8 protein-coding genes are annotated in these 13,670 nt (G+C 49.7%); 6 read left to right on the forward strand and 2 right to left on the reverse strand.

Going from position 1 to position 13,670, the window contains the following annotated elements; all coding sequences use genetic code 11:
- The first annotated feature begins 95 nt into the window (after positions 1-95).
- A complete protein-coding gene (locus IAE50_RS13870) occupies positions 96-1,487 on the forward strand; it encodes an MFS transporter (protein ID WP_200580518.1) in 1,392 nt (463 codons plus the stop codon).
- A 282-nt stretch (positions 1,488-1,769) separates the two neighbouring features.
- Here the strand turns inward: IAE50_RS13870 and IAE50_RS13875 are convergent, their stop codons facing one another.
- Both IAE50_RS13875 and IAE50_RS13880 read right to left on the reverse strand, forming a co-directional pair.
- Positions 1,770-2,978 (reverse strand): sugar efflux transporter, encoded by a 1,209-nt coding sequence (locus tag IAE50_RS13875; RefSeq protein ID WP_200580505.1) that lies wholly within the window; start codon positions 2,976-2,978, stop codon positions 1,770-1,772.
- Between the two features lie 214 nt (positions 2,979-3,192).
- The gene (locus tag IAE50_RS13880; RefSeq protein ID WP_200133935.1) at positions 3,193-3,579 is read right to left on the reverse strand and encodes a VOC family protein; all 387 of its coding nucleotides are present in this window, start codon (positions 3,577-3,579) and stop codon (positions 3,193-3,195) included.
- A gap of 345 nt (positions 3,580-3,924) precedes the next feature.
- Here IAE50_RS13880 and drpB point away from each other — a divergent pair, with 345 nt between their 5' ends.
- From drpB to IAE50_RS13905, 5 genes are all read left to right on the forward strand, one after another.
- Positions 3,925-4,188 (forward strand): cell division protein DrpB, encoded by a 264-nt coding sequence (drpB, locus tag IAE50_RS13885; protein WP_200580506.1) that lies wholly within the window; start codon positions 3,925-3,927, stop codon positions 4,186-4,188.
- 33 nt (positions 4,189-4,221) lie between these two features.
- Entirely contained in the window at positions 4,222-4,920 is a 699-nt protein-coding gene (locus IAE50_RS13890) for a phosphohydrolase (RefSeq protein WP_200580507.1), read from the forward strand.
- 12 nt (positions 4,921-4,932) lie between these two features.
- Complete coding sequence (locus IAE50_RS13895) at positions 4,933-5,403, forward strand: very short patch repair endonuclease (RefSeq protein WP_200580508.1); 471 nt, start codon at positions 4,933-4,935, stop codon at positions 5,401-5,403.
- Positions 5,404-5,733: 330 nt separating this feature from the next.
- Positions 5,734-9,069 (forward strand): hypothetical protein, encoded by a 3,336-nt coding sequence (locus tag IAE50_RS13900; protein ID WP_200580509.1) that lies wholly within the window; start codon positions 5,734-5,736, stop codon positions 9,067-9,069.
- Between the two features lie 72 nt (positions 9,070-9,141).
- Entirely contained in the window at positions 9,142-13,590 is a 4,449-nt protein-coding gene (locus tag IAE50_RS13905; protein ID WP_200580510.1) for a hypothetical protein, read from the forward strand.
- Positions 13,591-13,670 lie beyond the last annotated feature (80 nt).

The following is a 13,670-nucleotide window of genomic DNA, read 5'->3' on the forward strand; positions in this document are numbered from 1 at the left end:
CGTCGAATGCAATTATAGAGTGCAAATGCTGCGTCTTCCGCCTCGACTTGTTGCTGATTATAGTTTTCGCATCCTTCCTTTCACAGGCATTAAAGATGACAACATTATTTGCAAATCAGCCGGGCGATGAAGGCCTGCCGGGACAAGAGCGTGCACGCGTGATGGCCGCCGTGATGACCACGACGTTGATGGGCGTGTTTGACGGCACAATGATTAATATCGCCCTGCCATCCATGGCAAAAGCGATGCAGGTACCGGCGAATGTCGCGGTCTGGTTCGCTAACGGCTACCTGCTCTCTGCCGCCATGACGTTGGCTATCTTCGCTGCGCTGGCAGTACGCGTCGGTTACCGCCCCGTGTTTCTTTCAGGCCTTACCGTTTTTACGCTCACTTCACTGGGTTGCGCGCTGGCCAGTACGCCGGAGATGCTCATCGGAATGCGCGTTATGCAGGGGATCGGCGGCGCAGCGACCCTGAGCATTGCCCCGGCGATATTGCGTTCTGTTTTCCCCGGGCGATTGCTTGGCCGCATTCTTGGGCTACATGCTCTGCTTATTGCTTCAAGCTCGGCCATAGCGCCTGTACTTGGCGGCACAGTGCTGGGCATACTGAACTGGAAATGGTTATTCGCCATAAACGTGCTCCCTGGCGCCGTTTCCCTGCTGCTGGTATTCAGGTCGCTGCCACCAAAACCGGCATCCGACAGAATGCCGTTCGATACGCCAGGCGCTGTGCTGTCCGCACTACTTTTAGGCTCAATGGTGATGGCGGCAAACAGCTTCTCCTCAGACCACCACATCAGCGTCGCGGCTATCAGCTGGAGTCTGCTCGCGATGCTCAGCGCCATCACATTTATCTGGCACATCCGCCGGGCAAAGCATCCTTTATTACCACCCGTAATGTTCAAAAATGGACGCTTTACCCTTGCGGCTTTAACTTCGCTGGCCTGTTTTGTGAGCCAGGGCATTACCTTTATTGCGCTGCCATTTCTGTTTCAGAGCGTATATGGCTACAGCCCCGTAATGTCGGCGTTGCTTTTTACGCCATGGCCGATCGGCATTGTGTTGATAGCGCCTCATGCAGGCCGTTGGGCCGACACATTTTCAGCGCCCCTGATTTCTACCGTTGGGTTAGCGCTTTTTGTGGTGGGGTTGATTTTGCTGGCCACGCTACCCGCCAGCCCTGCGGCATGGGATATCTGTTTACGTAGCCTGTGGTGCGGCATCGGATTTGGTTGTTTCCAGAGCCCTAACAACCGGGAGATGCTGTCTAACGTTTCCCGCGACTATGCCAGCTACGCATCAGGCGTATTGTCTATCGTCCGGACGTTCGGTCAATGTCTCGGCGCTGCTGTTATGGGGGTACTGCTGGCAATAAATGAACTACAGGCTGTCCATTATGCTCTGTGGATTGCTGTCGTCGCTTCTGCGGCATCATTGGTGTTGAGCGTGAGCCGGTTACGTAAAGCAGGCCTGGCGGCAGCCTGAAGTTGCGTGCTCATTCTGTCTTGTAGCCACGATTGCAAATGGCTGGCGCTCAGCTAAGGGATGGGACGCTAATTATATTGATGTAGCCATGCTGACCGTAAGCAGCCCGTATTAACGTCTTTTTCTTCTTGCAAAGAGATAGTGGGGAAGTAAGTTCTCGGAAAAGGGCATTAACCTGATTTTGGTCCGCTCCGTGCCAGGAGCGGACATTGAATTAATGAGAATAAAACCGGAGCAACAGCGCCGGTTAATCGTGCTTTGTACGCATATTTATGAGAACTGTCAGCCTATTAGTGAACTCTTTTTTGTAGAGAGATTTCTGTTTATACAAAGCATTAGCAAAGCGGCACAACACACTGATAAAAGTGGAACAAGCAGAGTCATTTTAAACCCTGCCAGTTGCGCCATCAGGCCGGCAATCCCATTGCCAGCCATCATGCCTGTGCGCATGGCATTGGAGTGAAATGCTGATGCGAAGCCGCTACGTTCTGGCAATGCGTCCTGAATAACAGAAATGCCCAGGCCGACAAAAATACCAAAGAATAATCCGTTAAAAAGTTGCAACACAATCAGTTCGGTCATGTTAGTGGCCAACTGAAGCAGGCTGTAATAGACGGCTGCAAAGAGAAATCCGACCATAATCAGTGGCTCTTTCCCTGTTTTCTCTGCCAGATGAGCAGCGGCAAGCATAACGGGAATTTCCATTATCGCGGTTGCGCCAAGCAGGAAGCCCGGAAACGAAGCGGGTAAATTAAGCTCGTGTACCAGGTACAGCGGCATAATGGTCAGGTACATGTTATTGGATAAATTTGCCAGCATCATTACTGCGCCGAGTGCCCAAATCATACCCGTGATAGGGGCTTTACTGGCTTGAGTTTTTTCTGCTCTGCCGGTATCGACACTGTTTTTATCCTTCGAAAGCAGCAACTGGCTGACAAGTAAGGTGATGGCCGCAAGCAGGGCTGAGGCCAGAAAATTAAAGGTGAAGCCAAATCGGTCGGCGAAGACAAATGCCAGAGCTGGCCCGGCAATCCACACAATTGACACGCCCGAACGCATTTGCGTATTGAGCCGCGTAGCGTTAAGCCCTGCCGTCAGTGAATGCTTTCGGATCATCGACAGGAGTAACGGAATAGACGCATTGCCTGGCCCCATCAATAAAATACCGATGACCAGAGCCTCGATGGGTTGACGACAGAAACTGAAGGCTAAACCCGCCAGAAAAAGCGACGTAACAGAAATCATGAAAAGTTGCCGGACTGGATGTCCCTTATCTGCAAGCGATCCCATCAACTGGCTAAAAAATAATCCTGAGAGGGCAAACCCCAGGCTGTAGAAAGTGATAAAAATCGGGCTGGCATGTAATCCGTTTATTAAAAAAAGACTCATGACAGGCAAAATGAAGGCATATGAAATGGCGGTCATTACGTTTATAAGGAACAGCCGCCCAGTAATTCCGGAAAAAAAAGCCATAAAGAACAACATCTCCATGTAGGTTAATCTTATTTTTTAACATGGAAATGTCTCAGGACAGCGCACTATTTCACTTCATATGAGATGTACTGGTGTTCGGGTCGTTAGAGCTTCGTCAGAAGGTCTTTGTCCCGCTTTTTAGATATTCTGGCGGACGATCCGCTTCTCGCTCAAAGCAGACCTTCAGTTCTGTTAAGTTGTCAGCTTTGTACCAGAAACCGACATTGATATTTCATTCAATGTACTGGCTAAAGCGTAAAAGATAACCATCGGGATCCTGCACGAGGAACTCTCTCTGGCAGGCGGACGTTTCTCCGGTACTGTAATGGTTATCATGGAGATCCCGATAAAGCGTTACGCCATGTGCATGCACCCGGGCGAGGATCTGTTCAATATCGTCCACTTCTATCTGAAAATTAATGCCTCGTCCAAATGGCCTGGTGAGTTCGCCCGTATTCCAGCCATCCGGATGATACTGCTCAAGCATCAGTTGTGCTTCACCAAGAGAGATATAAGCAAAATCAGGATCTTTGCGCTTGATCATGATGTTAAAGCCAAGCACGTCTGCATAGAAGTGCAGAGAGGCTGTAAAATCCGTTACAGTCAGTTCTGGAACCATTCGGTTCCAGAAGGGTTCATTCTTATCAGTCAACTTTCTTATCCTTTATTAACAGACCCAACATCCGGCAGACCTTCTGAATCCTGCGCGTGCATGCTTATTCTTTTTTCGGCTTTGCTAATACCATATATTCATAAGGGATTTTATAATCGTTCTGTTTATCAATAGGTTAATGGGTTATTAACACTGCAGGCGATGCCAGTTATTGCGCCGTTATGCCTTAAAAGTATCAATATTGTTGATATATCTTTAATTCATATTTTCTGACGATATGATGTCGGAGAACTCTGAATAGTGAGAACGTTTCTTATTAACAATCCCCGACCACAAAAGGAAAACGAGATTATGGAAGATTTCGCAGTTCGTAGCGCAGGTGGAAAGCTCGCGCTATGGGTCTTCTGGATTTTCTGCCTCTATTTTTGCTGGTCTCTGGCGAGCAATCTCTGGCTTGCCGGCCCGGCTGATATCGTCTCAGGCTTCGCCAGCGGCGCAGCGCGATCTGTTGAAAGCGGGTTAAACACGGTGTCTGGCATCGTTGCATTAAGTGCGGTAGGTGCGATACTGGGCGCCATTGCCTGGTATACACGTCCACGCGATATGCAAGCGTGACGTCAGGGCTCCACCGTTTTCACAGGATGATGCATGTCTCTCTTCGACTGGCAGCAGCGCTTTGACAGCTGGATGACGCAGCACTTTACCCACGCCGATGCCGCCCACGATCTCGCGCACTTTCTCCGGGTATGGCAAACGGCGCAAACCTTGATGGAAGGCGAACAGGCTGACGCGCTGGTGGTGCTCACCGCCTGCTACTTCCACGACATTGTCAGCTTTGCCAAAAATCATCCGCTGCGTCACACCTCGTCGCAGCGGGCGGCAGAAAAAGCCGCCGCGATCCTTACTACCGACTTTCCTGACTTTCCCGAAAGCGCCATTCCTGCGGTGCGCCACGCCATTGAGGCGCACAGCTTCAGCGCCGCCATTACGCCACAAACCCTTGAAGCTAAAATCGTGCAGGATGCCGACCGGCTGGAGTCCCTCGGCGCGATTGGCCTGGCTCGAGTTTTCGCCGTCTCCGGCAGCATGGGCGGCGCGCTGTTTGACGGCGACGATCCTTTTGCTGCCCGCCGCGAACTGGACGACAAGCGCTTTGCCCTCGATCACTTTCGCTGCAAGCTGCTTAAACTGCCTGCGACCATGCAGACCGCCAAAGGCCGCGCACTGGCCGAGCATAATGCCGATTTCCTGGTACACTTTATGGCAAAACTGAGCGCCGAACTGCGGGGCGATTTTCAGCGTCTTGATGACGAGGTGCTGCGCCGCTACAGCGCGCGCCCATCCTGAGGAGAGGGAACGATGGCAGATGTGCATGACAAAGCGACGCGCAGCAAGAATATGCGCGCCATCGCCACGCGCGATACTGCCATTGAGAAACGGCTGGCGGGTTGCCTGGAGGCGCTGGGGCTGGAGTTTCGCGTGCAGGACGCCGCTCTGCCCGGACGCCCCGATTTTATCGTTGATGCCTACCGCTGCGTTATCTTCACTCACGGCTGTTTCTGGCACCATCACAACTGCTATCTGTTTAAAGTTCCCGCCACGCGCACCGATTTCTGGTTAGAGAAGATTGGCAAAAACGTGGCGCGCGACGCCCGCGATTGCGCACTGCTGCTGGAGCAGGGCTGGCGGGTGTTGGTCGTCTGGGAGTGTGCGCTGCGCGGAAAACTGAAACTGAGCGACGACGCGCTCAGCGTTCGCCTGGAGGAGTGGATCTGCGAGGGGCAACAGACCGCACAGATCGATACTCAGGGAATTCATGGCGCCTTTTAATTTGCCATAGCGAAAATACCCTCTCTGGTAATTAGGATAAGTGAGCCCCTGATTCCTGATAAGGGAATTAAAATAACCTCTCTGTTTTCATTAATTCCTGCCGTAAAAAAGCAAAACTATTTTGTTGCTTATAAACATTGAAGCCATCGAGGCTTAATTATCGGATTGGATTAGATTCGTGTTTTGTTGTGTGGAGCGCACGCCATCTGACTCGCTTTTATTAAAACCAACACATGTTGTATTTACTGGTGATCAACAGGGTCTTTGTCGTCTGAATAAGACGATCCCCAATCGATTGAAAAAGATCACTCTTTTTATTGTGGAGGTTTTATGTCATCTCACGAGGTTTTATCTAAAACAGTTCATATTCTATTTACTGATGATGACAAGGCGTCTTTGGCGTCTGCAGCAGAAGAGAAACAACATGATGAGGCGTTATTCTGCGAAGAGATGATTGACGTTGCGATAGATATTCCGCCGCGAAGTCTCTCTGAAGTGAGCAGCGAATGCTTATCGCGGCAAACAGAAGAGGCGCAGCACCTGAAAGCGCGCCTTCTTGAGTCCCTGAGCCGCAAAATGCCGCACCTCATCGAAAACCGACATCAGGGATATAACAGGCATAAGCCTGATGCGGCCGACATCCGGCGGATACAGGAGAAGCTACGGGCCGTGCAGGGTACATCTGTGCCGGAGACGCTTCTCGCCCCCGCTCACCATTTTCTCGACACCCTGTTATCGCTGTCGCAAAGCGACGATCCCACCGCACATGAAACAGACCATTACGCCGTCGATTTGATGCACGCGATCTCCGATGCGCTGGATGCCATCACCGTCGCCGAAAAAGTCGAACATCTGGAGTGGGACGCGCAGGTTGCTGCAACGGCGGATGCGTATCGAGATAAATTGCTCGCTGCACTCCCACAGGAACTCACCCAGTCTCAGCAGGCTGAGGATTTACTTCTCTCCGCAAGCAATGCGTCATGTGTGGAGGATCAGCGATTCGTTCAACTGAAACAGTCGCTTATGGCTGAAACCCGGCTGACCCGTCAGCGTCTGGCAGAATGCCTGCAACAGCAGGCCGACGTTATACAGAGTAATGCCCGTGATGCGCGGCTATTTGCGATGAAGATGTTACTCAGGCAAGGGGATCGCGCTGCGCCGGGGAGTGCTGAGCAACTTGCAGACTGGATGCAGGAGTATCTGGTCTTCGCGTACCCCATGCCCGGGGCTGATGGTGTGCCGCAAGGCAATCCGCAGGTGAGGGAGCGCAAACCTGGGGAGGAGCCCGATGATGTCCGGCTGGTTCGTCATATTCTGCACACTGGTAACATGCTTGGAAGCCTTGCTGCGAGGCTGAAGCAGGTACAAGAGCGTGTCACGCCTGACGATAAGAAAAAAGCGGCGGATAAACTGTGGCATCGCGCTGGGTGCCGGGGCAGAAATCTCACCCAGCTTGCAAAGCAGGCCGGCTCCGGCCCACACAATATCCTTACCAGAGTGAGCGCAGGGGAAAAGCCAACCTACAGCGAAGCGCTCAACCGTGCGGTAAGAGACAGCGCGTTGCTTCTGCTTGATGCAATTCAACAGACAGAGCGGCGAATCAAACAGATCCCTGCCGCGGCAGGGAGAGTGGCAGACGCAGTTGAGCAGTATCTGCAAGTGACTGAATCTTGCTCGGGTGATGAGGCGTTGCCGGCGCTCAATCATCTGCTCACACAAGAGCTGGAGGCTGAGGCAACGCGCTGGCACTCTGTCGCACATCACGCGCAGCAGCAGCTGGAAGCGCTTATTGATCCTCTGGCTAAACGCACAGAAGAGGAGTGGGCAGACTTATTCCGCCGCGCTCAATTTGCAGCGCTTCGCGAGGCGGGCAGAGGAGAAGAGATCGAAAAACTCGATAAAATTCTCCGTCAAACCGCCGAAGGGTTAAGCCAGCTGGCGCTGCAAATGCAGAGCACAGTGGTTCGCCTCGCGAAACTTGGTCACAGCGGCAGGATGGAATTTAATCACCATATTGCGCAGTGGTTAGTGGCGTTAAAGCGGATGAAAGCCGGGGTCAAAAATAGTGTCGTTGAGATAACGGGCCGCGCGCTGGGCAGTTTCTCTCACCGTGGGATGTTGGTGCGCGGCATAAGCGATTGGGCGACAGCGTTACGTCAGGAGTACTTACGTGGCGTCCACCCGCAAAACAAAACCGAAGCAGCCATCTTTTTTGACCGAACGGTGCTGGAACTCATCAACGATAGCCGCAGCCACTTGGCGAAAAAATCCGATCCGCAGGCTGAAGGTCTCATAAGCAGGCTAAAGCTCGCGCTTCAGCTTGCAGCAGAAGATACCACGGTTTACCCGCCCACGGCGGAGGCGATCCTGGCCGGATCGCGAAGCCTGCCGGAGGATATCCGGCGCTGGGCTGAGAGAAAGGTAATCAGTAGCGCATTGTCAGCGGTACTGCGGGAAGGCTTTAGTCTGACAACCGCACCATTTTCTCTACCCGTGCGCGTCGTGCTAAGGGAAGGGCAAACAGAGGGGAAGAGTTCCCGTCGCGATTGCTTTATCAATAAAGCGTTACCGCCAATCGCGTTTCGTTTAACCATGTCACTGTCACCAACAGAAGAGCTGGGCGTCGCGTGCACGCCGCTCTATAAACAGCAAGGTGAGATCACAAAACAGATCCTTACGTTGCCGCAACCACTGGCCTGGACGGCAGGGTTTGTCGGAACGGGGGCAGGGGTTAATGCTGCGGTGAGGCGTTGTATTGAGCAGGCACTGGTGCGGGAAGTTGAGAAATTCATGGCCGAAGCAGCTCTACAAGGTGAGCTGACGGCACCCTTCGCAGAAGCAGATGAAAATTTACCGCCACGGCGGAAAAAACGCGCAGCCGGGTATCCTCAGGAACCCTCCGCGAAAGATTTTGATCTTGCGCCCGAACGGGAAACGGCACCTGATTTACAGCATGAGAGTGAAGTAAAAGAGGAGCCGGGTAATAAAGGTGCAACGGCTGCTTTATTATCTGATGTCAGGGGCTGGAGCGTACGGGGCGCTTATAATCTTGACCTCACTGGCTTACCCCGTGAAGGCGGTATTTACCAGCATGACGATGGGCATTTATATATTTATCTTGCCGGTCGCTTCTGGCCCTGCAAGAAATTGAGTGCCGATCTATACGGCGTGTTTGTTAGCGCGTGGGGTATGAAAAAAGTCGTTATAATCAGTGATGTTAATGGTCGCTGGGATTATGCAGATCAAACCGATGTGGAAAAGTTTAACGCCTTTATAGCTATCCAAAAAAACATTGCAGAATCTAACCTCGAATCTACCGCAAAAAAAAGGATTGATGAGTCTCTTGCTGCGGAGAACTTTATCTCCTGGGGCGATCTGATTCAACGGATAGTTAATATTATGAATAGGGAGTTTTATAATCTTTATTTGAACCCGGAGAATGAAAATCTTATCGGAATTATGATGCTCAGAAAAATGATTCTCGACACCCAGAGTGTGGCGGACGGGATCCTTAAAGGCAGAGCATATGAGAGCACGAATTTATCCTGGAATCAGCAACTGCTGTCTCACTATTGGGAAGCGTTTAATGTTGATATTACCGATGTCACTATATTAGCCACCGCGCACTATGCGCGCATCCTCGCCGATGACGCGCTGGCTAAATAAAGTAAGCTTGATGAAAAGTTCTTCGAGAAAGAGAAGAAACGCCTGGCGAAAATTAATACCAGCATCGCTGACTTGAAAAACAAAATATGGGAGGCAGAAGCTAATCCGCAAGAATATATTAGCGCCTCTCTTGCTACGGCTTTCTATGTAAGATATAGCAAAGATTTCACTACCGAGTTGAAGAAAAAGGAGGGTGAAAGGAGCGTTGTACAATCTATAGTGAACAGAATGCAGAAAAAAAGAGATGGCTACGGTGAGATTATTAAATCGTACAAGAAAAAATACCAGGGCTATGAAGAGGGAATGGCGCTTGGTGATAAAGCGTTTACCCAACGCCTTAGATTGCAGAATAATGAATCAGATATCATTACCGCCGCAAAAGAAGCCGTTGCCGAACTGGCGCTGAAGGAGGTTAAACTTCGGCAAAGCCTGCGCTTCGGTGATGGGGAGTGGGACAGCGAACAGATTGATACGCTTCGTATCGCCCGGGCAACGGTAAGAACAATACTGGTGCAACAACAAACGTATGTCGATCTGGTCGAAACTCTGGCAACGATAAATATTACAATACCCGCCGCCAGGGAGAGTTATGCTGATATTGTTTGGGCCAACAAAATGACTGAAGAGATCTACCCGACAATATTTGCTGATGAAGAAAATGCCGTAGCACGCGATCTTCTTCCCGCGATCCTGCACTGGATGCAGAGGAATAAAAAGAGTGTTTTGTATCTTAAAAATCTTCGTGCCCAGGAGATCATCGATAATTATGCAAAGCGACGTCACGAATTAAATCCATTAATGATTGAAAAGGATATTCCAGATGGGTATGCCTCATTATTCGAAATGTTGGGTAGAGAGTATTTTTCGAGCAAGTGGTATTACAACCAGCAATTTATTGAATACAAAAAAAAGTACAGCAGTTATGAAGCAAGCGAACGCGTTAGAGAGTTGCTGATTATTTCAGGTCTTTCCATTGAGGAAATTACCGCAACTGTCAAAAAAGCAATTCGACTTGATGTCAGGAAGAAAAATAACGTCAAAAATATCCATGCCGGAGAGCTTTTGTTTGTTCAGCTTGAAAACAATGATTGGGTCTTTTTCTCCCTTTTCCCAAATGCAACGTTTAGCCGACGCTTCACTGATGCGCAAATGCGAGGCAACCCGTGGCTGCAAACCATTGCCAATCTTGAAATAAAGAAAGTTCATAGTCACGGGCTGGAGAGTGTGTTTACCGAGGAGTTTTTTAAAAATCATTTTGGTCACGCAAATGAAAAAATTTATTGGGACAGCACACGACGTGCGGCGAAAGAAAAAGAGGAGCTAATTAATAAAATCCTTTATAACAAAGACGGTGATACGGAATATCCGAACCCCTTTGAGAACACTCACTTTGGCGGTACCGAGTACAATTTTTACAAACATGATGAAAAATCGAAGAGTAGTCTTGTCGCTATCCTGAACATCAGTATGAAAAATGCCCTCGATCGTTCAGCCAATAAACTTAAATCCGATCTTTATAAACCCTCTGCGTTGCATCGCATTGCGTCTCTTTTTATTCCATTCTATTCCGATATATACGGCTCGCTGACTGATGCAGAATATCGACCCGATGGTTATGCTCTTATGGCCGATATTTTTGCAGTGGTGTGCGTTGCGGCGCAGGCAGGTATGAAAATAGGCGCGCTGCTAAATAATGCGAAAGGGATCGCCACTATTGCACGAGAAGGGGTAACGAAAGGTTTAACCGGTAAGGGTTTATATAAGTTCATGATTCGCGAGATGGGGGAACAGGTCGTTATTAACGCCATTAAATTAGGGAAAATAAGTGCTAACGCCATGTTTGATTTAGTCGATGCATTAATGTTACGCGATCTCTCAACCTATATTATGTCTAAAGTTCGCGCTAATATGATCTTTCATAATATTATTCCCGGTAAAACTGGCGCTGAAGAGGTGGGGAAAGAGTTTATTCGTGTCGATGTTGCGTTGAAAGATATGCATAAGCAGACTTTGCGCGGCGGTGAGGTCTATGTAAGCATCGCTCCGAAAACCAGGCTGCGTGTTTATTATATAGAAACAGCAAAGGGGATCTCTGAAGTTCGTTGGAGCCCGACAACCAAAGCATGGCGTACGGTTGATCCCAAAGACCCCTCAAATCCCGGTCAGATTATGCACCCTGAAAAAAACAAATGGGTCGTTACCTCAGTCACGGAAGGTGGCGGTATTCAACCTGAGATGGGTATACAGAGGTTGCGTAATGATTTACCAGATAAAAAAATTTCCTTTGATACCCAGCATGCAAAAGAAACTGAAGGAGTGGATGCGCGGGCCTTACTTGAAGAGCTTTACAGGCGTGATTCGACCAGACTGGCGATGGCTAATCCTGCAGAGCGAAGCAAATATTTAATGGCGCCCGTTGCCAATTTCTTGAGCGATCATGGCTTCGAAAACATCCGCTATCGTGGTATGGCTGTTTTTGTAGATTCTGTGGATCAAATGCCCGCAAATCACTTTGTTGTTATCGGTACTAAAAATAATCGCGACTATGTTTTCGATCTCACGGCGGGAGCGTTCTCCAGAAAATATGATGAATTCAGTGGCCCTGTTATTCTTCCTGAAGAGTTGTGGGCGCAGAAATACGCAAATATTAACGGTGCCAGCCTGATTAAATATGCTGATTATAAATCCCGTGTAAAAGCGAATGAGATATTCGGTGCGTACAGCGAATATACTCATCATGGACCTGAAGCTATCATTCCTAATGCGAAAGTACTCAGGCGCCCTGAATGGTATTACCCCGATTCGGTAGCGGCAAATAACAGTGCTGAGGTAGTGAAAACTGCGGCGCTCTGGCCCGGTGCAGGAAATGAACTTATGTCATCGGTGCGCCGTAGCCAGAAGAGAACGGTCACCACTGACGATGCTGCGGATTACGCTGTGGATCTGCTCGAAAATAGTGAAATGCTGAATAAAGAAACGGCGAATTTACTCCGTCAAAGTTTGAAGAATATGAAAGAGGGGGGAATGGCGATCGCCGAAGTCACGGACCTGTTCAATACACCGCGGCAGATTACCTCTCAGTACGATCTCCTCTGTGTGGAAAAAGGGGAGATGCTGATTTTCTTCAGGACGAATACCGCTGCGCAGGCCTCACCGGCGCATTCGTTTCACGCTATGGTCAGCGTCGGTAACGGACGTTTTGCCGGCATAAATAACAGCACGCTTGATAATGTGCTCACCGACGATCCCCGCATACTGCTGGCTGAGCAGCTCGGTGACTTTACAGGGAGCCAGGTCAAACGTCATGCAGACGGTGAAAAAGTGCAGATCTTCGCGGCCAGGCCGACAGGGCTTCTCATCGCGGACAAACCGGCATTACGCGACATAGCCAGCACGATTCCTGCTGACACGGACAGCATTAACGGGTTAACCGATTTGCTGGCAGAATCCGGGAAATTGTCGCCCGAACAGGCTCAGGAATTAGCGCGAGCGCTTCAGCCGGTGGTTAACAACCCCGCGCCTGTTTATGGCCAAATTGGCGCCATTGAAGAGGTGCTGGCTTCACCCGTGAGTATCAGAACCGAGGCCGAGATGATGGCTGTGCCGGAGGGGCACCTTGTTACCTTTATGCGCATCGGTAAATCAAATAGCGGTCATGTGATGTACAGCCTCGGCGATGGTGAGTTTGTCATTATCAATCCTGCAAAGCTCGATGCTTCATTAGCCGATAAAAGTGCAATCATTCACGCCAGCGATATCCCTTCCGACGTGCTGCGCCATAACATGGTTTCTGGCGGTGAAATTGCCCTGAAAAAAATGCGCGTTTCGGCGCTACTGGGTCAGGGGAGCGCATTTTCTGTAGAAGGTGGCACGCTGTCCATTAAAGCGATGGGGGGGCCCGGTGCGGTTAATAGCATGGATGCGCAGGAGCTGGCGGATACTATCCGCGGGTTAGCAAGAAGCGACGATTTTGCCGTTGATTTATCCAGGATAAATGAAATCAAGTTTTATAGTCACTTTGGTGCCTTTGGTTCGCTACCGGTGGGTAAAGCGCTGGCCTGGCTCCTGAATAAAAAGGTCACGGCGTATCCGATATTTTATAGCCCTAAATTACAGGGCAAAGAGGCGTTACTGTCGGAGGCCAGAACATTTCTTCCCGAGGATTTATCTGCAGATGAACTCGCTTTACTGGCTAAACAGCAAACACATAGTCATGAATTTTGGCAACATACTCGCTCATTATTCGGTGATAAAGCCGCAACGGAAAGTGTGGAGATGAGCAATGAACTTAAAGATCTTTTACTTAAAGTGGCTGATTATATTCGCGGCAAGATATCAATAGATGACTTTTTGGAGGGTATGCCTCACTTTACCAATGGATTGATGATTTTAAAGGTTGGTCTGAACATTCTTTATAATCATGAAGAGACCGATTTTGACGGCTACGTTTCGCTAACTTGTGATGTATTAGGCGCAAGCCGGTTCGGCATAGAGTTGATGATCCATTTTTTTGAAAAGTAACCCGCTGGCGGGATGGCTAAATGGTCGTTGTGAGTGCAGGAAGTATTACTCTCTTTTACCAGGGTAATACTTCCTTTTTT

This window comes from Kosakonia sp. S42, from assembly GCF_016624785.1.
GTDB classification, from domain to species: domain Bacteria; phylum Pseudomonadota; class Gammaproteobacteria; order Enterobacterales; family Enterobacteriaceae; genus Kosakonia; species Kosakonia cowanii.